General features: G+C 27.5%; 17 protein-coding genes and 1 pseudogene. 10 read left to right on the plus strand and 8 right to left on the minus strand.

Going from position 1 to position 24,478, the window contains the following annotated elements; genetic code table 11:
* The first annotated feature begins 38 nt into the window (after positions 1-38).
* From ccsA to odhB, 5 genes are read left to right on the plus strand one after another with little or no spacing between them, the layout of a single operon-like run.
* The gene (gene ccsA, locus BPLAN_RS00210) at positions 39-3,197 is read left to right on the plus strand and encodes a cytochrome c biogenesis protein (protein ID WP_012821206.1); all 3,159 of its coding nucleotides are present in this window, start codon (positions 39-41) and stop codon (positions 3,195-3,197) included.
* A 10-nt stretch (positions 3,198-3,207) separates the two neighbouring features.
* The gene (locus BPLAN_RS00215) at positions 3,208-4,008 is read left to right on the plus strand and encodes a 1-acyl-sn-glycerol-3-phosphate acyltransferase (RefSeq protein ID WP_012821207.1); all 801 of its coding nucleotides are present in this window, start codon (positions 3,208-3,210) and stop codon (positions 4,006-4,008) included.
* A 3-nt stretch (positions 4,009-4,011) separates the two neighbouring features.
* Entirely contained in the window at positions 4,012-6,675 is a 2,664-nt protein-coding gene (gene alaS / locus BPLAN_RS00220) for an alanine--tRNA ligase (RefSeq protein ID WP_012821208.1), read from the plus strand.
* Positions 6,676-6,722: 47 nt separating this feature from the next.
* Entirely contained in the window at positions 6,723-9,500 is a 2,778-nt protein-coding gene (locus BPLAN_RS00225; protein WP_012821209.1) for a 2-oxoglutarate dehydrogenase E1 component, read from the plus strand.
* A gap of 11 nt (positions 9,501-9,511) precedes the next feature.
* Positions 9,512-10,738, plus strand: coding sequence for a 2-oxoglutarate dehydrogenase complex dihydrolipoyllysine-residue succinyltransferase (gene odhB, locus BPLAN_RS00230; RefSeq protein WP_012821210.1), 1,227 nt, complete (start codon positions 9,512-9,514; stop codon positions 10,736-10,738).
* 23 nt (positions 10,739-10,761) lie between these two features.
* Here odhB and BPLAN_RS00235 read toward each other — a convergent pair whose 3' ends face one another.
* The 3 genes and pseudogenes from BPLAN_RS00235 to BPLAN_RS00245 all read right to left on the minus strand — a co-directional run bounded on the left by BPLAN_RS00235 (position 10,762) and on the right by BPLAN_RS00245 (position 12,666).
* Positions 10,762-11,316 (minus strand): hypothetical protein, encoded by a 555-nt coding sequence (locus tag BPLAN_RS00235; protein ID WP_012821211.1) that lies wholly within the window; start codon positions 11,314-11,316, stop codon positions 10,762-10,764.
* Positions 11,317-11,320: 4 nt separating this feature from the next.
* Entirely contained in the window at positions 11,321-11,980 is a 660-nt protein-coding gene (locus BPLAN_RS00240) for an alpha/beta hydrolase (RefSeq protein ID WP_012821212.1), read from the minus strand.
* Between the two features lie 12 nt (positions 11,981-11,992).
* Positions 11,993-12,666: pseudogene (locus tag BPLAN_RS00245) on the minus strand (ABC transporter ATP-binding protein).
* A 93-nt stretch (positions 12,667-12,759) separates the two neighbouring features.
* On the opposite strand from BPLAN_RS00245, the gene sucC reads away from it, so the two are divergent.
* The 4 genes from sucC to nth all read left to right on the plus strand — a co-directional run bounded on the left by sucC (position 12,760) and on the right by nth (position 18,580).
* Entirely contained in the window at positions 12,760-13,989 is a 1,230-nt protein-coding gene (gene sucC, locus BPLAN_RS00250) for an ADP-forming succinate--CoA ligase subunit beta (RefSeq protein WP_012821213.1), read from the plus strand.
* A gap of 6 nt (positions 13,990-13,995) precedes the next feature.
* Positions 13,996-15,720 carry a DNA polymerase III subunit gamma/tau gene (gene dnaX / locus BPLAN_RS00255; RefSeq protein WP_012821214.1) on the plus strand — a complete coding sequence of 575 codons (1,725 nt, stop codon included), beginning with the start codon at positions 13,996-13,998 and terminating at the stop codon, positions 15,718-15,720.
* Between the two features lie 89 nt (positions 15,721-15,809).
* Entirely contained in the window at positions 15,810-17,927 is a 2,118-nt protein-coding gene (locus BPLAN_RS00260) for an ATP-dependent Clp protease ATP-binding subunit (RefSeq protein WP_012821215.1), read from the plus strand.
* Between the two features lie 11 nt (positions 17,928-17,938).
* Positions 17,939-18,580, plus strand: coding sequence for an endonuclease III (gene nth / locus BPLAN_RS00265; RefSeq protein WP_012821216.1), 642 nt, complete (start codon positions 17,939-17,941; stop codon positions 18,578-18,580).
* On the opposite strand, the gene BPLAN_RS00270 is transcribed toward nth, so the two are convergent.
* From BPLAN_RS00270 to BPLAN_RS00290, 5 genes are read right to left on the minus strand one after another with little or no spacing between them, the layout of a single operon-like run.
* Positions 18,569-18,919 (minus strand): DUF3127 domain-containing protein, encoded by a 351-nt coding sequence (locus tag BPLAN_RS00270; RefSeq protein WP_012821217.1) that lies wholly within the window; start codon positions 18,917-18,919, stop codon positions 18,569-18,571. The genes nth and BPLAN_RS00270 overlap by 12 nt on opposite strands.
* A 6-nt stretch (positions 18,920-18,925) precedes the next feature.
* Positions 18,926-19,873, minus strand: a complete 948-nt coding sequence (locus BPLAN_RS00275) for an SPFH domain-containing protein (RefSeq protein ID WP_012821218.1) — start codon at positions 19,871-19,873, stop codon at positions 18,926-18,928.
* A 15-nt stretch (positions 19,874-19,888) separates the two neighbouring features.
* Positions 19,889-20,206 carry an iron-sulfur cluster assembly protein gene (locus tag BPLAN_RS00280; protein ID WP_012821219.1) on the minus strand — a complete coding sequence of 106 codons (318 nt, stop codon included), beginning with the start codon at positions 20,204-20,206 and terminating at the stop codon, positions 19,889-19,891.
* A 10-nt stretch (positions 20,207-20,216) separates the two neighbouring features.
* Entirely contained in the window at positions 20,217-21,590 is a 1,374-nt protein-coding gene (locus BPLAN_RS00285) for a pitrilysin family protein (protein WP_012821220.1), read from the minus strand.
* A gap of 60 nt (positions 21,591-21,650) precedes the next feature.
* Entirely contained in the window at positions 21,651-22,937 is a 1,287-nt protein-coding gene (locus tag BPLAN_RS00290) for a pitrilysin family protein (protein ID WP_012821221.1), read from the minus strand.
* Positions 22,938-23,127: 190 nt separating this feature from the next.
* On the opposite strand from BPLAN_RS00290, the gene BPLAN_RS00295 reads away from it, so the two are divergent.
* Positions 23,128-24,441, plus strand: coding sequence for a c-type cytochrome (locus tag BPLAN_RS00295; RefSeq protein ID WP_041178294.1), 1,314 nt, complete (start codon positions 23,128-23,130; stop codon positions 24,439-24,441).
* Positions 24,442-24,478 lie beyond the last annotated feature (37 nt).

Here is a 24,478-nt window from a genome sequence, read left to right on the forward strand (position 1 = left end):
GGAAATTTTTTTTATGTTTCTATGAAAAAAATCATAATATGCAAACGTTAAAAAATATTCTTTTTTCCACAAGAATCACTTCTATTTTGTTTCTATTATTAGCTTTCTCTATGGCTATAGCAACTTTCGTAGAAAAAAAATATTCTACAGATATAGCAAAGATATTCGTTTATGAATCTGTCTGGTTTGAAAGTCTTCTGTTGTTATTTGTAATAAATTTAATGGGAAATATATGGAAATATAAACTATGGAAAAAGAATAAATTTCCTTTATTTATTTTTCATTTATCATTCATATTTATTTTTATTGGAGGGATTATTTCTAGATACTATAGTTTTGAAGGAATGATGTCTATAAGAGAAGGAGAGATGAAGGGAAAAATTCTTTCTAGAAAGAATTATATCAAATTGCAAGTGCATAGAGGAAATCATACCAGGTTTTATCAAGAACCTTATATTCTTTCTTCTTTTCATCATGGATATAAAAGAAAATTTTTTTTTCAGGGGAATATTTTAAAAATAAAAATTGTAAACTATATTCCTTGTGCAAAAGTCATTCTTTCGAAAAAAATTCCAGAAGAAAAAATTCTAAAAATTGTTTCAACAAATGAAAAAGAAAGAACGGAAAATTTTCTTAAAAATGGAGAAACAATAAAAATCAATGGAATAGTATTTTCTCTTAATAGAGAAATTCCTTTTGGAATTCAAATCTTAGAAAAAAAGAATCAACTTTATGTAAAATCTTCTTTTTTTGGAAAAAGTATGAATATGAAGAATAAAAAGATTTCCTTTTTATTAAAAAATATTTATACTCCTTTAAGGATAAAACATTTATATCAAATAGAAAATAGTAATAGGACAAAAAATGGAAAACTACATTGGGTAATTCCTGAAGGAATTATAAAAGGGAAATTAGAATATGCAAAATCATGTGATAATGAAAATTCTAATTTATTGGATGCTATTACGGCCAAAATATCGTTTCAAAATAAATCTAAGTTAGTAACTTTTTTAGGAGGAAAAAATATCACGGATATGAGTGATCCTATCCGGTTCAATAATCACAAAATTTCTATAGGATATGGATCTATTTTATTCAATCTTCCTTTTTTTTTACGATTAAATAAGTTTCAGGTAGAAAATTACCCAGGTTCTGAATTTCCATCTTTTTTTATTAGCCATGTAACATTAATGGACAAGGAAAAAAAGAAAAATTTTTTTATTTATATGAACCATGTTTTGAATTACAAAGGATACAGATTTTTTCAATCTGGGTATGACCCAGACGGAAAAGGAACGCACTTTTCTGTAAATAAAGACTATTTAGGTACTAAACTCTCATATACAGGTTATTTTTTCATGAGTATAGGAATGTTTCTTACTTTATTTTGGAAAGGAACTAGATTTAGTAATCTTAAAAAAAAGTTGAAAGTATTATCTAAAATTTCTACTATATTTTTACTGTGGATTAGTAGTAATTTCATTTTTGCTCATGAAGAATTCAAAAAAATCCCTTTAGAAAGCATATCTGATAACATACACATTCCTAAAAAACATGGCGAAAACTTTGGACGTTTACTTGTACAAGATAACAGGGGAAGAATAAAACCAATTCATACTCTTGCATTAGAACTCCTAAGGAAAATACATAAAAAAAGTTCTATAGAAAACTTAGATGCGAATCAATGGTTCATATCTATACATCAAGATAATATTTTTTGGACAAAAATCCCTTTTATTAAAGTGGATGAAAAAGGCGGACCTAAGTTTTTGACTAAAGTAAAAGCCAATAAAGATAATTATGTGTCTATGATGGATCTATATGTGATAGATTCCAATATCTCTACCTCAAAATTAAAGTTTCTTTTACAAGAAGATTATGAAAAAGCTTTTTCTAAAGATCCTATTCAAAGAAATGAATATGACAAAGCGGTTATTAATCTTAGTGAACGGATAGGTATCATTCATGGGATTTTTCAGGGAAGATATATTCGTATTTTTCCTATTCCAAATGATATGAATCATACATGGTCTAGTTGGGTAAGATTGGATTCCAACAATTTAAATCCTATTGGATTCTCTATGTTCAACAATTATCTTAGATCTTTATTTCATGCACAGAACGAAAAAAATTGGAACCTAGCAGATAATGAGATAAAAAAAATACGATTCTATCAGATTAGGCATGCTAAACCTATTTTGCCTTCAGAAAAAAAAATCTCCATAGAAATTCTTTATAATCGATTGAATATATTTTATTTTTTATCTTTTTTTTATGCATCAGTTGGAACAATTATTCTTACAATTTCTTTTATAAGAATTTTTTGTCAAAGACAATACCTATATTGGATTTCCAGAATTTTCATTTCTCTTTTATCTATTCTATTTTTTTTTGAATTTTTAGGTTTGATTTCTAGATGGTACATTTCTGGACATGCTCCATGGAGCAATGGATATGAATCGTCTATTTTCATTAGTTGGTGTTTAGTGGGGATAGGTTTTTTATTTTCTAGAAATCAATTTGTATCAGGAGTGACAGCATTAATTGCGTCTATTTTGTTAATGGTAGCACGTGGAGATACGATGGATCCAGAAATAACCAATCTTGTTCCTGTTTTAAAATCCCACTGGTTGATTATTCATGTAGCTATAATAACAGCAAGCTATGGTTTTTTCTTTACAGGATCCTTTCTAGGGTTTTTAGTTTTAATTTTATATGTTCTAAAAGGAGTCCATCCTAGGATCACGTATAAGAAAAAAATTCAAATTCATATTGATAAATTAACTATTATTAATGAAATGAGTTTGACCATAGGACTTTTTTTGTTAACTATAGGAACTTTTTTAGGAGCTGTTTGGGCTAACAATAGCTGGGGACGTTATTGGAGTTGGGATCCAAAAGAAACTTGGTCTCTCATTAGTATTATGGTTTACGCATTTGTATTACATATGCGTTTAGTTCCAGGTATTATAGGCGGATTTTCTTTCAATCTTTCCAGTATTTTAGCAATAAGTTCCATTATCATGACTTATTTTGGAGTAAATTATTATCTATCCGGATTACATTCTTACGCTAGAGGAGAACCAGTTTCTATTCCTTTTTGGATTTACTCTAGTTTACTAATTTTAGCAATCATTACAATTCTTTCGTATTATTCAAACAAGTTTAATAATACAAAAAAAATAGAAAATTTATGAAGATCCTTTCATGTTAAAAAAAAAAAGAAAACATTTGAAAAAAAAGAGAAGCACTCTATTCAGAGATGCGTTTGGAAATTTACATTTCATAAAACGTTTTTTAATTTTCACTTTTGGTTGTATTTCTTATAACCGTTATAATGGATTTAATCAATTACAATTAAAGGGAACAGAATACATTAAAAATCTTCCTGATAAAAGAGTTCTTTTTGTTTCTAATCATCAAACCTATTTTGCAGATGTTTTCGCCATGTTTCATGTATTTTGCAGTGTTAAAAATGGATTTATAAATACAATCAAAAATCCTATTTATCTTTTAGATCCAAAAGTTAATCTATACTACGTAGCGGCTAAAGAAACAATGAATAAGGGTTTTCTTACAAAATTGTTTACTTATTCAGGATGCATCACTGTAAAGAGAACATGGAGAGAGGGAAATAAAAAAATAAATAGGTCAGTAGATATATCTGAAATAACTCGTATGGGAACTGCTTTAGATGACGGATGGTTAATTACTTTTCCTCAAGGAACTACTAAAGCCTTTGCACCTGGACGTAGAGGAATTGTTCATGTTATAAGAAAATTTACCCCTATAGTGGTTCCTATTGTTTTAGATGGATTTCAGAAAGCTTATGATAAAAAAGGAATTAGAATCAAAAAAAAGGGAGTATTACAAAAAATGATTTTTAAAGCTCCCATAAAATGGGATTTGAAAAATGAGACTACTGATATGATTATGGAAAAAATTATGGATGCTATAGAACAATCTCCAAAATATAGAAATAAAACCCAATCAATTACAATCAGTTAAATCATGAAATACGAATATATAAGAGACACTTTTCTGGATTTTTTTCAAAATAAGAAACATAAAATTATTCCCTCTTTTCCTATTTATTTAAAAGACGATCCTACACTTTTCTTTATTAATGCAGGGATGAATCCTTTCAAGGAATATTTTTTAGGACATAAAAAACCGGAATATACACGAATTGTAAACGTTCAAAAATGTCTTAGAGTTTCTGGAAAACACAATGATTTAGAAAATGTTGGGCATGATAACTATCATCATACTATGTTTGAAATGTTAGGAAATTGGTCTTTTGGAGATTATTCTAGAAAAGAAACCATAGAATGGGCTTGGGAACTTTTGACAAAAGTATATAATATTCCAGAGAAGAATCTTTATATATCCATTTTTATTGGAGATGAAAAAGAAGGTCTATCTATGGATAAAGAAACTTTCCAACATTGGAAAACTTTTATAAATAAAGAAAATCTTGTTTTTTTTGGAAAAGAAGAAAATTTTTGGGAAATGGGATCTATAGGTCCTTGCGGTCCTTGTTCTGAAATTCATATAGATCTTCGAAATAAAGAAGAAAAAGAAAAAATTCCTGGTAAGTATCTGATTAACAAAAAAAACCCTAAGGTTATAGAAATTTGGAACCTCGTTTTTATAGAATTTTATAGAAGGTCAGATGGAATATTAGAAAAACTTTCTACAAAACATGTAGATACTGGAATGGGATTGGAAAGACTCTGTATGGTTTTGCAAGGAAAATTTTCTAGTTATGATACGGATATATTTTTTCCAATAATTAGAGACATAAAAGAATCTTTAGGAGGAATTTATAAAGAAGAATTTAACCAAGATATATCTATACGTATTGTCGCAGATCATTTAAGAGCTCTTGTTTTTTCTATTTTCGATGGACAATTACCATCGAACAATGGAGCTGGTTATGTAATAAGAAGATTATTAAGAAGAGCGGTTATCTATGTTACTCGTTTTTTATATCAAAAAGAACCTTTTATTTATAAATTTGTGGATTCTTTGGTTAGGAGAATGAAAAATTCTTTTCCTGAATTGGAAAAGAAAAAAGATTATATACAAAATGTCATAAAAGAAGAAGAATCTTCTTTTTTTCAAGTCCTTGAAAAAGGTTATGAAAGAATTCAACATATAATCCTAAAAGCTAAAGAAAGAAATCAAAAAGTTCTTGATGGGAAGAGTTTATTTCAATTATATGATACTTATGGATTTCCATTAAAATTGTCTAAAATTTTTGCAGAAGAAAATAACTTATATATCGATGAAAAATCATTTGAAAAAAGATTATTAAAACAAAAAGAAAAATCTCACAAGAAAAAGAATATCATCATAAAAAATGACTGGATAAAAATTCATAGCAATCAGTTTTTTAGTGAAAAAAATAATTTTATAGGATATGATTTTTTAGAATGTCATATTCTTATTATTCAATATAGAAAAATAGAAGATAAAATTAAGGAAAATCATTATTACGAATTAGTTTTTTCAAAAACACCTTTTTATCCTGAAGGAGGGGGACAATTAGGAGATACTGGTTTTATAAAAAATGATCTTGAAAAAATTTTCATTGAAAAAACTAAAAAAGAAAATTCTATTATTATACATATTGTTCGAAAGCTTCCTGTAAATATTTATTCTCGTTTTCAGGCTATTGTCAATAAAAATAGAAGAAAAAAAATTGAAAAAAATCATACCTCTACTCATTTATTACATTTTTCTCTGAAAAAAATTTTAGGAGAACATATTCAACAAAAAGGATCTTATGTAGGAGAGGATTACCTTCGTTTTGATTTTTCACATCCTAAAAAAATAACTATTGAAGAATTGTTCCAAATAGAAGAAATGGTTCAAAAATTAATTTTTTCAAATCTTCCTCTAGAAGAAAGACGATCTATTCCTTTGCAAGAAGCAATAAAAAAAGGATATAATGGGATATTTTACGAAAAGTATGAAAAAGAAGTACGTGGGATTACTTTTGGTGATTCTTCTGAATTATGCATTGGAACACATGCAAAGAATACTGGATGTATTCAAGTTTTTTCTATTGTTTCTGAGTTATCTGTATCGTATGGAATACGAAGAATAAAAGCTTTCACTTCCGAAAAAGCCATTCAATATTTAAAGTCTATTCATTTTCAAGAGAAATCTTTGAGAAAAATTCTGAATAATACAGAATCTACAATAAAAAGCATCTTTAGTTTACAAGAACAAAATAAAAAACTAAAAAAAAAACTGGAAAAATTACAATTTCAACAAATAAAAATTTTCAAAAAAGAATATTTGCTGAAAGCAATTCAATTACCTTCTATTACATATATATGTGATATTTCTTTTGAAGAAAAGGATTTTGATCTTAATCTTTTTAAGAAAATTATTTTAGATTTACGAAACGTAATATCTAATTTATTTATGGTGGTTGGATTTATAAAAGATAAAAAACCAATAATTTTTATATCTATTTCCGATCATATCATCAAAAATAAAAATATTCATGCTAACCAAATTATACGTAAAATGTCGGATTACATTCATGGAAAATCTTGGGGGAAATCTTTTTTTGCCACGGCTATAGGAAGTAATCAAAATGGATTAAGTTTAGTTTTAAAGACAACCAAAGAATATCTAAAATATTTTAGATATCTTTGATAGATTGTGTTAAATTGTTTATTAAATTAGCGAAAAATTTTGTATGTATGAGTGATAGATATTCATTTTTAAATGCCATCCATTTTAAAGAGATAGAATCTCTCTATAAAAAATATAAAGAAAATCCTAATTCAATAGAACCCAGCTGGTGTGCTTTTTTTTATGGATTTGATTTTAACGAAGAAAATTATCAGTATCTTCAAGAAAAAAAAAACACTTCCACTGCTATTCAGATAGAAAAAAACAAAAAGAATTTCCTCCCACAGCCATCCGTACATACAGAATTTTTAGTTTATAATTTGATTCAAAATTATAGGAAAAGAGGTCATTTCTTTACCAAAACAAATCCAATACGAGAAAGAAGAAAACGTTATCCTTCTTTAGATTTAAAAAATTTTGGATTATCTGAAAAAGAGCTTGATCTTCATTTCGAAGTTGGAAAAATAATTGGAATAGGAAAAAATTCCTTAAGGAATATCATTAATCATCTCAAAAATATTTATTGCAATTCAATAGGGATAGAATACATGTACATTTCGGATCCGAAAAAAATTGAATGGATTGAAAAATGGTTTCAAAAAGAAAAATTTGAATTTCCTGCAGAAAAGAAAAAATTTTTTCTGAAAAAATTAAATGAAGCAGTTGCATTTGAAAATTTTGTTCATACTAAATTTGTGGGTCAAAAAAGATTTTCTATTGAAGGAAATGAATCTATATTACCCGCATTGGAAGAAATGATGGAATATACTTCCAAAAGATATTTCACCGAAGATTTTGTGATAGGAATGCCCCACAGAGGACGTTTAAACCTTCTTTCTAACTTTTTTCAAAAAAACTATTCTCACATATTCAGCGAATTTCAGGGAAAAGAATATAAAGAAAAAAGCTTTTCTGGTGATGTTAAGTATCATTTAGGTTTTACAAAAATTAGAAAAAATCGTCAAGGACGATATATAAAAATGAGTCTAGTCCCAAATCCATCTCATTTAGAATCTGTAGATGCTATTGTAGAAGGAATTACTCGTTCAAAAATAGACATTAACTATAATCAGAATAGTAATTCAGAAAAAATAATCCCCATTCTTATTCATGGAGATGCCGCTTTATCAGGTCAAGGAATTGTTTATGAAGTCATCCAATTATCTAGATTAAAAGGTTATAAAACTGGAGGAACTATTCATATTGTAATTAACAATCAAATTGGGTTCACTACTGATTATACAGAAGGTCGTTCTAGCATTTATTGTACAGATATAGCCAAAATAGTACTATCTCCCGTTTTACATGTAAATGCGGATGATATAGAATCTGTTATTCATGCCGTTCATTTTGCAGTAGATTTCAGGATGCATTATCACGAAGATGTTTTTATAGATTTATTAGGATATAGAAAATATGGACATAACGAAGGGGATGAACCTCGTTTTACTCAACCAACTTTATATAAAGCTATTTCCAAACATCCTAATTCATATAATTTGTATAAAGAAAAATTAGAAAAAGAAGGATTGATTAGTACGGGAGAAATACAAAAGATGGAAAAAGAATATGAAGAAATTCTTAATGAAGGATATAATGAAGCAAAAAATATTAAATGGAATGTTTTAAACTCTTTTTTAGAAGAAGAATGGAAAAATTTTCCTATTGTATCTAATACAGATGAAATATTTAAAAAAGTAAATACTCAATTTCCAATTGAAAAACTTATAAAAATTTCTGAGAAGATTTTTACTCTTCCTAAGAATAAAAAATTTTTTAGAAAAACGGAACATCTTTTCAAACAAAGATTAGAAATGGTAAAAAAAAATTTGGTAGATTGGAGTATTTCTGAGTTAATAGCCTATGGAACAATTTTATATGAAGGATTTCATATTCGTTTATCAGGAGAAGATGTAGGAAGAGGAACTTTTTCTCAACGTCATGCTATTATAAAAACAGAAGAAGAAGAAGAAATTATTCTGTTGAATCGTATTCGTATGGGGCAAGGAAAAATGCAAGTGTATAATTCTCCGCTTTCTGAATATGGAGTTTTAGGATTTGATTATGGATACGCTATGTATTCTCCCTATACTTTAACTTTATGGGAAGCTCAATTTGGTGATTTTGGAAATGGAGGACAAATCATTATAGATCAGTATATTTCCTCTGGAGAAAATAAGTGGAAAATTAGAAATGGAATAGTGATGTTACTTCCTCATGGATATGAAGGACAAGGTCCAGAACATTCCTCTGCACGTGTAGAACGTTATCTACAACTTTGTGCTAATAATAATTTATTTGTTGTTAATTGTACCACTCCTGCTAATTTTTATCATCTTTTGAGACGACAAATGAAGTTAAATTTTAGAAAACCACTTATAGTTTTTACACCTAAAAGTTTGCTTCGTCATCCGAAATGTCTATCAAAAATGGAAGAACTTTCTGAAGGAGAATTTCAAGAAATTTTGGATGATCCTTCGGATATGGGAGATATTGAAAAAATCACCAAATTGATTTTATGCTCTGGAAAAATATATTATGATCTCCTAAAGAAAAAAGAATTCCTCAGAGATGAAAAAACTGCTATAATTCGTATAGAACAAATATACCCTTTAAAAAAGGATAAAATTCAAGAGTTATTTAATAAGTATAAAAACAAAAAAAGCATTTTTTGGGTTCAAGAAGAACCAGAAAATATGGGATTCTGGAGTTTTATTTTCAGAAAAATAGGAAAAGATTTTCCTTTTAAATTAATTGCTCCATCTGAAAGTTCTAGTCCATCTACAGGATCTTATCCCGATTTTTTGAAAATTCAAAATAACCTATTGGAAAAGGCTTTTTTATAATTAAAAAAAATATGATAATCAAAGTAAAGGTCCCTTCTCCAGGAGAATCTATTACAGAGGTAGAGATCGCCTCATGGTTTGTCAAAGATGGAGATTACGTATTTAAAAATCAAGTAATAGCTGAAATAGATTCAGATAAGGCTACTTTAGAAATTTCTGCGGAAGAAAATGGGGCGATTTCCTTAATGGTAGAAAAAGGAAAAAGAATACAAGTTGGGGATGTTCTATGTATTATAGACACTTCTAAAAAAAAACCCAATGAAAATTATAAAAATTTAGATTTTCATGAAGAAAAAATCCAAAAAAAACAGGATATAATAAAAAAAATTCCTTCTCCAGCATCAAAAAAAATATTGTCAGAAAAAAATATTTCCACAGAATTTATTCACGGAACTGGAAAACAGGGAAGAATTACAAAAAAAGATTGTATTCTTGCTGAATCTTCTACTACTACTGATAGTTCTTTATCTCCTCTCATAGAAAAAGGTTTCCCTACTTACAGGTCTCGTGAAAAAAAAATCACTCCTCTTTCTTCTTTAAGAAGAAAACTATCTGAAAGATTGGTATCTGTAAAAAATCAAACGGCCATGCTGACCACTTTTAATGAGGTGGATATGCAGGAAATTTTTATTATAAGGAAAAAATATAAAAATATTTTTAAGGAAAAACATGGAGTTAATTTAGGTTTCATGTCTTTTTTTACTCTCTCTTGTGTGAGAGCATTAAAATTATATCCAGATGTTAATGCTATGATTAGTGGATCAGAAAAGATTAATTTTGAATATTATGATATTAGTATTGCTATATCTGGACCTAAAGGACTAATGGTCCCTGTTATTAGAAATGCTGAAGATCTATCCTTTCGTGGAATAGAAAAGGAAATTCATAGATTATCTACAAGTGTTCGTAATGGAAAAATTACTATAAATGAAATGACGGGTGGAACTTTTACTATTACTAATGGCGGAGTATTTGGGTCTATGCTTTCTACTCCAATAATAAACCCGCCACAAAGTGCTATTTTAGGAATTCATAAAGTAGTAGAAAGACCTGTGGTTATTAATGGGTCAATAGAAATACGTCCTGTAATGTATTTGGCTTTATCTTATGATCATAGAATCATTGATGGAAGAGAATCTGTTGGATTTTTAGTTTCTGTAAAAGAAGCAATAGAAAATCCAATAAAATTTTTAATGGAAGGAAGTGAAAATAACATTGAGAGAGTATTAGAATTATAAAAGATAAGAAATTAGAAAAAATATCAGAAATTTTTTCTGATAAAAGGGTTTTGCCTATTTCCTATATTCATTTTTTTCATTTGGATTTTTATGATCTGAATCTGTTCATGTAATAAACCATGAATATCCGTTTTTTTTGCTTCCAATAATAATAATTCAGCTTTTTTTTTATTCCCTTTTGATAAAGAAGCTATGGCTATATTTAATTTAGCTATAGCTATATTTTGTTTAAATTTTAATCCAAGATCTAGAGCTTTTTCCATATATTTTTCTGATTGATGTATATTAGATTCTGAATATAGAATTCCATGAAGAAAATAGTAATAAGCTAGTTGACTTTTCATTAGTTGTAATTTTGGATTTTTTATATATTCCAAATACTTTTTTAAACCTTTCATATCTCTTTTTTTTATTTTAAAAAAGGCCAATAACAAAAATTCATTTCTAAAAAGAAAAAAAACAGGAAGAAAACTTAATAATAAAAAAATTGCTCCATAGAAGTAATTTTTCTGCAAAAAAAAATAAATACTACCTATTATTATTATCAAGAATAAAACTATTTTTGTAGATTTTTTCATGATTTTAATGTTTTTTAATCCAATTAATTAAATCCTGATAATTGGAATCACATAGGACATGTCCAGAATCATATTCTTTATAGTGTAAAGAAAGTATTTGACGATTCTTAAGAAAAGACAAACCTTTTTTTACCCAATGGATAGGAATAATAGTATCATATTTCCCATGAGAAATAAAAAATTTTAAATCTGCATAAGAATCTTCACATATTTCTTCTTTTGGGAAAAGATTTTCTTCGAAATAACCACTTAAAGCTATAACCCTTTTTACCTGATTAACTTTTTTTAAAGCGATAGCATAACTTAAAATAGCTCCTTGACTAAATCCGCATAACCATACCTTATTTTTGTTTAATTTATATTCTTCAATGGCTTCATCTATAAAAGAAGATATTTTTTCAATTGTATCTTTAGCCTGTGAAATATTGATAAATTTTTTTTGATCTTGAAAATTAATATTATACCATGAATATTTTTCCTTACTCATGGGATATATTCCTTGAATACTGATTATAAAAAATTTTTCTGGAATATCCTTATGCAAGGAAAAAAGATCCTTTTCATTACTTCCATATCCGTGAATCATTAAAAAAAGAGGAGGATAATTTTTTTTATTTATTGGTTTTTTTATAATATGTTTAATAGAAAGTTTATTTAAAAGCATTTTTTTTATTTTTTACTGAATCTTATTCACTTTTCCATTTTTTATTTTTAGTTTTTCATCTGCCATATCAGCTAATTGAAGATTGTGTGTTACAATTAAAAAAGTTTGTTCTAATTCTTCTCTTAGAGAGAAAAAGAGATCGTGTAGATCTTTAGCATTTTTTAAATCTAGATTTCCGGAAGGCTCATCCGCAAAAATAACTTTAGGATCATTAATTAATGCTCTGGCTACTGATAATCTTTGTTTTTGACCTCCAGACAATTCCTCAGGTTTTGAATTTTCGTATGGAGAAAGATGCAATTTTTTTAATAATTTTTTTGCTTTTTTTTTACATGTCCTCTATCTTTTATTTTTATAAATCTTGGTAAACAAACATTTTCTAATGCGGTAAATTCAGGAAGAAGTTGAGGAGATTGAAAAACAAAACCGATTTTTTCATTTCTAATAATGGAAAGTTTTTTTTCCGATAAGGATAGGACATTTTCTCCATCTATTTTTAAAACAGTTTTTTCCTTTTTTTTGAAAGTAGGTTTTTCTAGAGTTCCCAATATATGCAATAATGTACTTTTTCCAGCTCCAGATTCCCCTAATATGCATACTATATTTCCTTTTTTCACTCTAATATTGATTCCTCTCAAAATCTCTTTTTCTCCAAAAGATTTGTAAATGTTTTCAGCTTGAACCATAAAATTTTCTATAAATTTAGAAATCTTCTCGTTAAAAAACGTTTCAAAAATAAACGAATTTTAGTTTAAATTTACTTGTAAAAACTTTTTTAAATGAATTTACATGAATTCCAAGGAAAGGAAATATTAAGATCTTTTTCTGTTAAGATCCCTGATGGAGTTTTGGTTACTACTCCAGAAGAGGCAGTTCAGGCTGCAAAAATGATTTTCAAAAAAACTAATAAAAATTCTTTAGTCATTAAAGCACAAATACATGCAGGTGGTCGTGGAAAAGGAGGAGGAATACAAATAGCCAAATCTTTGGAAGAAGTATATGAAAAATCAAAAAACCTTTTAGGAAAGTATTTGATTACTCCACAAACTTCTAAAAAAGGAAAATTAGTTCGAAAAGTACTCATTTCCGATGATGTCTATTCTACTCCTAATAGGATGGGAGAGATAATGAAAAATTCTTTTTTTTCTCCTAAAGAATATTATTTATCGATATTAGTAAATCGTGATATAGAAAAAAATGTCATTCTCTATTCTAAAGAAGGAGGAATAGATATAGAAGATATATCTAAGAAACGTCCAGATAAAATCTTTCTAGAAGAAATAGATCCATTTTTGGGTTTGCAGTTATTTCAAGTTAGAAAGATTGGATATAATTTAGGATTAAATGAAGAAGTTCTAAAAGATTTCAGAAATTTTTTAATTTCTCTATACAATGCTTATTTGTCTTGTGATGCCTTATTATTGGAAATTAATCCTTTAATTCGAACTTTTGATCATCAAATTGTGGCAGTAGACACAAAAATGGTTTTGGATGATAATGCGTTGTTTCGTCAAAAAAAATATGCTAGTTTTCGTGATCAAAAAGAAGAAGATCCTGTTGAAATAGAAGCTTTTGAAGCAAAATTAAATTTTTTAAAATTAGAAGGAAATGTAGGATGTATGGTAAATGGAGCTGGATTAGCTATGGCTACCATGGATATGATTAAATCTTGTGGAGGAAATCCGTCTAATTTTTTAGACATAGGGGGATCTGCTGATAAAGAGCGTGTTGAAAAAGCGTTTCAAATTATCTTGAAAGATCCATCTGTAAAGGCTATATTCATAAATATTTTTGGAGGAATTGTTCGTTGTGATACAGTTGCAGAAGGAATTATTAACTCATATCATAACATTGATCATAAAATTAAAATACCGGTAATTGTTCGTTTACAAGGAACCAATGAAATGGTCGCAAAAAAAAGACTTGAAAATAGTCAATTGCCTATTTATTACACATCCACTTTAAAAGAGGCAGCTGATAGAATAAAAAAAATTTTAATGACTAGATAATATATTATGGATAAATGTTTTTCATACATTGTATGGAGTTTAAAGTATAGACCTGTCAGATGGGAAGATGTCATTGGACAAATGGATGTTACAACCATTTTAAGAAATTCCATAGAAAAAAATCGTTTATCTCAAATTTTATTATTTTTGGGACCTAGAGGAGTTGGAAAAAATACCTGTGCACGAATTTTGGCTAGTGAATTGGACTCTTTTTCAAATGTTTTCGAAATAAGTGGATTTTTGAATCATTCAGTGGAATCTATATGTGAAACAATCCGTAAAATCCGTTTCTATCCAAAAGAAGGAAAATATAAAATACTTATAATCAATGATTTTAATTTTTTTTCTCAAGATTCTTTCAATATTATTTTGAAAACTCTAGAAGAACCTCCTACACATGTATTATTTATTTTTTGTGCAACAGAAAAAAATAAAATAAATTCTATTATTTCACGTTGTCAAGTCTATGAATTTAGATTTATTTCTTTAAGAGATATTTTTTTTTACTTAAAAAAAATAGCGGAAAAAGAACGTATAGAAATAGATAATGAGGCTTTGTTTCTAATTTCAAAAAATGGAAATGGTTCACTTAGTGAAGCGCTTAATACTTTCGAGAAACTTACTTTTTATGACCAAAGAAAGATTTCTAGAGAATTAGTTATGGAAAAATTAGGAATTCTGGATACTAGTTACTATTTTAAAATAATTGATTATCTATTAGATCAAAAAATCTCTCAGATATTAATTTTATTAGATAAAATTTTTCAATTCGGAGTGAGTTCTATTAATTTCATAAGTGGATTAACTAAACATTTTAGAGATCTATTGTTATCGAAAAATCCTGAAACTTTATTCCTTTTAAAATTAAAAAAGAAAACTATACAATTTTATATACAGCAATCCAGAAAAATACGTTCTTCTTTTTTAATTAATGCTTTGAGAATTTGTCGTCAAATGGAAAAAGAATCTCTAACATATAAGAATTCTAGATTAACAATAGAAATCTATCTGATCCAATTAGCCAATTGTCTATTTTCTATTCAGAAAAAAGATCCTGAGGAAATTTCTATTCAGAAAAAAGATCCTGAGGAAATTTCTATTCAGAAAAAAGATCCTGAGGAAATTTCTATTCAGAAAAAAGATCCTGAGGAAATTTCTATTCAGAAAAAAGATCCTGAGGAAATTTCTATTCAGAAAAAAGATCCTGAGGAAATTTCTATTCAGAAAAAAGATCCTGAGGAAATTTCTATTCAGAAAAAAGATCCTGAGGAAATTTCTATTCAGAAAAAAGATCCTGAGGAAATTTCTATTCAGAAAAAAGATCCTGAGGAAAAAAAAAAAATTCAATATTTACAAGAAAACTGGATAAAGTTCATCCAAAAGTTTTCTGAAAAAATTCATCCTACTTATTTAAATTCACTAAAACATGAAATAAGATTTCATATTTATAAAAATAAAATACTTCTGGTGGTCCCCCCACAATTAGAAAATCGTAATTTTTCTTTCATACAAACACATTTTATAAAATATTTCAGAAATAAATTGAATAATCCACATTTAGAATTCAAAATTTTAGTAAAAGAAAAAGATTTGGAAAATTTTCCAATAGAACAATACAATCTTTTATCCAGAAAGAATAAGTGTGTAGATAAATTGATAGAAAGATTAAATTTGAAAATTTTATCCTCTATTCCAACTAAACTATACAATAAAAAAATATCCTTATCGTAAGTAAACATTGGAATGATCCGTTTATTTATTTGTACAAATGAAAGAGATCATTTATCTTCTCAGATAAACATTTTTAATGATTTTAATTTATGATTCATAATTTTTTTATAAATGAAAAAAAGTATTTAAAAAGAATTTTTTTTTCTTCTGCTTATTCAGATGAAGATATTGAAAATGATAGTTCCACTTCCTATGGATCTGGGGGAAGTGGAACGGGATCAAGTTATTATGGAGGAGCTTCAATACGAAGTAAAACTCCAGTATTAGATAATTTTGGAAGAGATCTAAACGCCATAGCTATTCAAGGAAAATTAGATCCCGTAGTGGGAAGAGACAAAGAAGTAGAAAGGGTCTCTCAAATACTGAGTAGAAGAAAAAAAAATAATCCTCTTCTCATAGGAGAACCAGGGGTTGGGAAATCTGCTATAGCTGAAGGATTAGCATTACGTATTGTGCAGAGAAAAGTATCTAGAGTTTTATATAATAAAAGAGTAGTTGTTTTAGATTTAGCTAGTTTAGTAGCTGGAACTAAATATAGGGGGCAATTTGAGGAAAGAATGAAAGCTATCATAAATGAATCCGAAAAAAATACAGATTTAATTCTTTTTATCGATGAAATTCATACAATGATTGGAGCTGGAGGGACTACAGGTTCATTAGATGCTTCTAATATATTCAAACCTGCTTTGGCGAGGGGAGAGATTCAATGTATTGGAGCTACTACATTAAATGAATATAGACAATATATAGAAAAAGATGGAGCATTAGAACGGAGATTTCAAAAAATCATCGTACAACCCTCTTCTGAAGAAGAAACTATTGAAATTTTAAAAAAAATAAAAGGAAGATATGAAAGTCATCATAATGTAATTTATACAGAAGATGCGATAAAGGCTTGTGTACACTTAACTGGGCGATATATTGTAGATCGTTATTTTCCTGATAAAGCTATTGATGCATTAGATGAGGCAGGATCTCGTGTTCACATTAAAAATATTAAAGTTCCACAAGAAATAGTTCTTCTGGAAAAAGAATTGGAAAATATTCGTGAAGAAAAATCCCAAGTAGTTAAAAGTCAAAAATATGAAGAAGCTGCACGTCTTCGTGATACGGAAAAACGTATAGAAAAGCAATTAATACAAGCACAAAAAGCTTGGGAAGAGTCTTCCAAAGAGAATAGAGAAACTGTTTCTGAAGAAAACGTAGAAGAAGTAGTATCTATGATGAGTGGAATTCCGGTAAATAGAATAGCTCAAGCTGAAATGAAAAAGTTGAATAAAATGATAGATCTTCTAAAAGAAAAAATAATCGGACAAGATGAAGCTGTGGAAAAAATAGTGAAAGCAGTTCAAAGAAATAGAACAGGATTAAAAGATCCTAATTGTCCTATAGGATCTTTCATTTTTTTAGGACAAACTGGTGTAGGAAAAACTTATTTAGCAAAGGTTTTTGCTAGGGAATTATTTGATTCAGAAGAGTCATTAGTCCGCATTGATATGAGTGAATATATGGAAAAATTTTCTGTTTCTAGACTAATAGGAGCACCTCCTGGCTATGTTGGTTACGAAGAAGGGGGGCAGCTAACAGAAATTATACGTCGCAGACCTTATTCTGTCATTTTACTGGATGAAATAGAAAAAGCGCATCCTGAAGTATTTAATGTTCTATTACAAATGTTGGATTATGGATGTGTGACAGATAGCCTTGGAAGAAAAGTCAACTTCAAAAATACCGTAATCATTTTTACTTCAAACACGGAAATCCAAAAATTAAAAGAATTTGGCCATGAAATTGGTTTCTATACTCAGGCTAGGAAATCGAATAATTATAAAAATATTTTAGAACATGCTTTAAAACGTACTTTTTCTCCAGAATTTTTAAATAGAATAGATGACATTATTCTTTTTAACTCTTTGAAACCAGAGGATATATCTAAAATAACTCATCTAGAATTAGAAAAAATAAATACTCATATATCTAATTTAGGATATCAATTAATACTGCTTCCTGAAGTAAAAAATTTTATTGAAAAAAAAGGATTTGATAAAGAATATGGAGCTCGTCCATTAAAAAGAATTATAGAAAAATTCATAAAAAATCCTATATCGGAATGTATCATTAGTGAAACCTTAAAAAAAGGAAATCAAATTACATTGAAAATGAATGAAAAAAAAGATGGTGTTCAAGTTATCATTCAAAAACTATAGAATAGAATTTAATGTTAGAAATAGAAAAAAAAATAAAAATTATCACAGATATTTTAAATTTTATTTATCCTAATCCAATTAGTTCCTTATACTACACTAATGAATTTACTTTACTTATAGCAATCCTATTAACCTCAAGAAGTCAGGAAAAAAAAGTGAACCAAATAACAAAACTCTTGTTTAAAACAATTCAAAAACCTCAAGATATTATTCAATTATCTGTGATAAATATTCAAAATCATATAAAACATATTGGACTTTATAACAGAAAGTCTAGAAATATTTATGATTTATCCATTACTTTAATAAAAAAATATGATGGAATTATTCCAAAAAGTATTTTTGAATTAGAATCTTTACCAGGTATAGGCCATAAAACAGCCTCCGTTTTCTTGTCTCATGTATCAAAAGAACCTGTATTTCCTATAGATACTCATATTCATCGAATGATGTTTCGATGGGAACTAAGTAACGGAAAAAATATAAGACAAACAGAAAAAGATGCCAAACGTTTTTTTTCGAAAAAAAATTGGAAAAAATTACACCTTCAAATCATTTCTTACGGAAAAGAATATTCTCCATCTAGGGGATGGAATCCTAAAAATGACATTATCTATCAAAAACTGATAAACAACAATCTATTAAAAAGGTAAATCATCAAAATCCTCCGAAGATGAGGATAAAGATGGAGATATAGATGTTTTATTTTCTATAGTATGCTGAATTTCTTCAATTTTCCATCCTTGGATCGAATTAAAATATTTGATAATTCCTTCTGGATTTGTCCATTCTCTTCCACGAATATTGATAAAAACTTTTATTTTGTCCTCTGGTCTTATAGATCCTAGTAAATCCACTTTATCTTGAATAAATTCTATCAATATATTTTGAGGGTACGGTTCTTCCGTAGTAAGAACCATTTCTCTTTTTTTAAATCCACTATCAAATTTTTGAATATCAAATAATTTCTTAACTCTTCCTATTATTTCCATGTAATTTTATTTATTTTTTTTACTATTTTTATTGTCATTTTTCTTTTTTATAGATTCTCCAATCTGACTAGATATATTAAATGAAGTTATCATATTATTCAACATTTCACTAGCAGCTCCCGGAGAATTAGGCAATAAAATTAAATTAGCATTGGAACTTTCTCCCATAGATTGAAGGGTATCATAATGTTGCGTAACGACAATTAAAGCAGATGCTTCTTGTGAATTGATTCCTACATTGTTTAAAACTTCTACAGATTCTAAAATTCCTCTAGCTATTTCTCTACGTTGATCTGCTGTTCCTTTTCCTTGTAATTTTTTACTTTCAGCCTCTGCTTTAGCTTTAGCCACTATTTTAATTCTTTCAGCTTCCGCTTGATATTCAGCAGCTACTTTTTCTCTTTCAGCTGTATTAATGCGATTCATTGCTTGTTTCACCTGTTCATCTGGATCCAAATCTGTAACTAAAGCTTTAATAATAGAATATCCATAATTTAACATGGCACCTTCTAGCTCTCCCTTTACAACAAGAGCTATATGATCTTTTCGTTCAAAAACATCATCTAAACGCATTTTTGGAACTTCAGCTCTCACAACATCAAATATATAGGAAGTAATTTGTGAATGAGAATTATCCAATTTATAAAAAGCTTCATATACTTTATTTTTAATCACTTGGAATTGAACCGATATTTTTACTTTCACAAAAACATTATCTTTAGTTTTTGTATCCACTAAAATATCTAATTGTTGAATTTTCAATGTTAATTTTCCTATTACATTATCTATGAAAGGAATCTTTAAATGTAATCCCGCTTGACGAATACTATGAAATTTTCCAAGTCTTTCAACAATAGAGGCTGTTTCTTGATGAACTATAAAAACAAAACTAGAAAAAAAAGAAAAGATTAAAAGAATTAATAATCCATAAAATAGTAAACTAAAAATGCTCATATATATATTAAAGATTTACAACATTCCAAGTTCTAAACGAGCTTCTTCACTCATAAATTCTCTACTCCAAGGAGGATCAAACGTTAAAATTACATCCACCTTTTTAATTCCCTCAATAGACTGAACTTTCTCTTTGACTTTTATAGGCAAACTATCTGCAACGGGACAATTCGATGTAGTGAGTGTCATGACTATTTTGACCTCTTTTTCATGAAAAACTTGTATATCATAAATAAGACCAAGTTCATAAATATCTACCGGTATTTCTGGATCATATATTCTTTTCAATACAGAAACAATACGATCCTCTAAGGAGGAATAATCTTCTTTCATTTTATTATACTCATTTTAACATTGTTCCAAATTTATCAAAAAAACGAATAGGATAATCAAAATTTCTCAAAATGGGTAAAATCTCATTAGCTTTTCCTATAATTAAAATTCTCCCATTTTTTACAGAAAAAAATTTTTTACATGAAGAATGTACATCCGAAATAGTTACAGACTGAACACTATTCAAATAATTTTTGTAGAATCCACTTGGAAGATTGTTTTTTAATTCACTTATAAAAAGATCACTAATTCTATTTGGATCTTCTAAATCTAGAATAAATAAACCACAAATTTCTTTTTTCTTAATATTCAATTCTTCTGGGGTAACTTTATTGGTAGTAATTTCTACAATTTCTTTTAGAATATCTTTTATAGCTTGATCTGTTACTCCATTTCTTACTTGAGTATAAACAGAAAAATAACCTATATCCCTATCTGATTTTAAAACAGAATAAATTCCATATGTATAAGCTTTTTTTTCTCGAAGATTTAAAAATAAACGACTTTGAGGTCCTCCTCCAAGAATTCCATTAGCTAAAATAGAAGAGAAATAAGTCGGATCATTTTTCTGAAAATAGATAGGTCCCCCATAACAAATGGTAGATTGAGTAAGAGAAGGAATATCCACTAAATCTATTTCTATTTTTGGAGAAATATTTGATTTTTTTAAAATCTTTTTTCCTTGAGAACAAGATCCTTTTTTCCATTTAGATAAATAATGTTCACATAATTGTTTCGCTTCTTTTAAAGATACATCTCCTATAAAAGAAAGATAGGAGGTATTTGGAATGTAATATTTTCGATACAATTTCTTTAAATCTTTAAGAGTAATGTTTTTTATTGTATCGTAAGTTTCATATTCTCCATAAGGATGATCTTTTCCAAAATACAAAACATTTCGTACCCGTTGCAAAATGGCATTTGGATCCTTTTCTGATAAGTTGATATCTATAATCTTTTGTTTTACTATTTTTTCCAATTCTTTAGAATTATCAAATTGACTATTCATCAAAATATCACTCATAATAGCAATAGACTTCTCTAAATGTTTTTTTAAAGTAGAAATAGATATTCCTGAAAAAGAAGTATACATAGTGGTTCCTATATAATCAATTATTTCATCCAATTCTTCCTTAGAAGAATTCTTTGTTCCAGAACGAAGCATTTGTCCAAAAATTTTTTTTATTCCAGCTTTGTCTTTTTCCAAAAAAGGTTTATAGTCCAATTCTAAACCTACTCTAACTAAAGGAAGTTTATGATTTTCTACAACTAAAACTTTTAACCCATTTTTCATTTGAAAAAATTTAGGCTTTTCAATATTGATAACAGTCTTTCTTGTTAAAGACTTAGGAGGAAAACTACGATTAACTATTTGAGAAAACATACTTGTATGAAAAAAAATGTTGATGGTTATTACAAAAAAATAATTTTTTGATTAAAAAATTTAACTAACTGGAACATTATATAAACGTACTCTACTATTTTTATTTAAATATTTATTAGCAACTATCTTAATATCTTCTACAGATATTTCACGATATTTTTCTATATCTGTATTAATTAAATCTGCATCTTTATAGTATAAATGATAATGAGCTAAATTTGCTGCTATTCCACTCATAGAATAATTATCGAAAAGAAATTTTTTTTCAAAAAAGTTCTTGTGTTTTTCTAATTCATACGATGTTATTCCATTTTTTTTTAAATTTTCTATCTCTTTATCTATAACTTTTGTTAATTTGTCTAAAGTCACTCCAGGATTTATTAATCCGTATATAATAAAAATCCCGTAATCCTCCATCGCATCCAAAAAAGATCCTGCATAAGAAGCTAACTGTTTTTTATTTACTACATTTTTCATTATCCGTGAACTTTCTCCAGAAGAAAGGATATGATCTATAATTTTTAATACATAAGAATCTTTATCCGTTATTTTTGGAAGTCTATACGACAAAAAAACACCGGGAACTTTAGTGTTTTTATCTACATAAGTAGAAAAAATTTCCTTTCTAATAGGATTTTCTTCTATCCTCTTCATGTGAAAATCTATTTTTCCTTTTGGAATAGGAGAAAAATATGTACTAATCAAATCTCTTGCTTCTTTCATATCAAAATCACCTGCTACCACTAAAGTGGCATTATTGGGAACATAATAAGTTTCATAAAATCTTTTATAATCCACTTCTGTAGCAGAATCTAAATCTTTTTCAAAACCAATAATAGGATATTTATAAGGATGTTTATTAAATAATAAAGAAGGAATAATTTCTGAGATAGCTTTAGCATACGGTTGATTTTCTATTTGCATTTTTTTTTCTTCTTTAACTACTTCTCTTTGAATATTAATGCTTTCTTTATCTATTTTTGCGTGAAGCATCCTTTCAGATTCCAACCATAAAGCTAAAGGAAGGCGATCTGATGGCAAAACTTCGTAATAACAAGTCTCATCATGATTAGTATAAGCATTATTTTTTCCTCCATTGGAAGCTATATGTTTGAAAAATTCTCCTCTTTTAATATTTTTAGAACCTTCAAACATTAGGTGTTCAAAAAAATGAGCAAAACCGGATTTTCCGGGAGATTCATTTTTAGTTCCTACATGATATAAAACAGAAATAGATACCAAAGGATTTGTGTTATCTTGGTGTAAAATAACATGTAGTCCATTTGACAGGATTTCCTCAAAAAATCTAATTTTAGGTACTTGATCAGCTTTCAAAGAATTAAACATTATTATTGTTATGATGATTAAGAAAAAAATTCTATTCATATTGCATAGAATAAAAAACAAATTTAAAAATAAATTAAAGGAATTTACGAATTTTTTTTCCCAAAAAATGGGATTTTTTTCTTTTATTCTATTAATTTGTGGAATTAATGTAGAGTCTATAGAGATAATGTATGTATTCATCAATATAACTATGAAATATTTTTTATTTCTTTTCCTTTTTTTCTTTTCTTTTTTTCTAAAAATTGAAGCAAAAAATATAGAAGGAAATGCAAAAAAAGGAGCAGAACTTTTTAAGAAGAATTGCACGTCTTGTCATTCTATAGATTTAGAAAAGAAAATGATAGGACCCCCTTTAGCTGGTGTAATAGAAAAAAGAAGCAGAGAATGGTTGCATAAATGGATTGTGGATAACAAATCTCTTCGAGAAAGTGGAGATAAAGACGCTATAGCTATTTACAAAGAATATGGAAATGTGGAAATGAATTTATTTCCTCAATTATCCGAACAGGAAATAGATGATATATTATCTTTTATCAAAAATCCTGTCATCAAGAAAGAAAGTACCGCTGAGGAGAAAGAGGAAAAAAATGCCAAGTTAGAATTGGAAGAAGATCCATTTTTAATTAAAATAATTGTTTTTGGACTTAGTATTTTATCTGCAATTTTACTTTGGATTTTATACAAAATTCAAGTTTTAACTAAATTATTACTAAACGAGGATCTCCTTTATCAGAAAAAAGATAAAAAATATTTTTGGATATATACTGTTTTATTTAAATTTTTAGGAAAGAAGAGAAAAAATTTCGCTTTCCTATCTTGTTTTATAGGATTTTTATTCATATTAGGAATATACGGAATTTGGATATTTTTAATGAAAATAGATATAAATAAAGGATACAAACCAGAACAACCCATTTATTTTTCTCATAAAATTCATTCTGGAATTAATGGAATAGATTGTCAGTATTGTCATACTTCAGCAAAATATAGCAAAGTATCTGGAATTCCTTCTGCAAATATTTGTATGAATTGTCATATTACTATCAATGAATATAAAGGCGATTATATTGAAAATGGAAAGAGTAGAGAAGTCTATAATCAGGAAATCCAAAAAATATACCATTCGGTGGGTTGGAATCCAGAAAAAAGAGAATATTCTAAAAAAATAAATCCTATTCAATGGATCCGAATACACAATATGCCTGATTTTGTTTATTTTGATCATTCTCAACATATAATAACAGGAGAAAAAATGATCAAAAAATCAAACAAAGTAGATTTAACTTGTAATGCTTGTCATGGAGATGTTCAAAATATGGATCAAGTAGAAATGTCTCAAAATTTTACCATGGAATGGTGCATTTCTTGTCATAGAAAAACAGAAATAGACATTAATAATCAATATTATCAAGAATATTTTTCCAATTTTATCCAAAAAAGAAAAGGAAAAAAAATAACCATAGATATGATTGGTGGAACGGAATGTGCTAAATGTCACTATTAAATGACTTAATCCGTCATTTATTTTTCTTAATAAACTA

This window comes from Blattabacterium sp. (Periplaneta americana) str. BPLAN, assembly GCF_000093165.1.
Lineage (GTDB): Bacteria > Bacteroidota > Bacteroidia > Flavobacteriales > Blattabacteriaceae > Blattabacterium.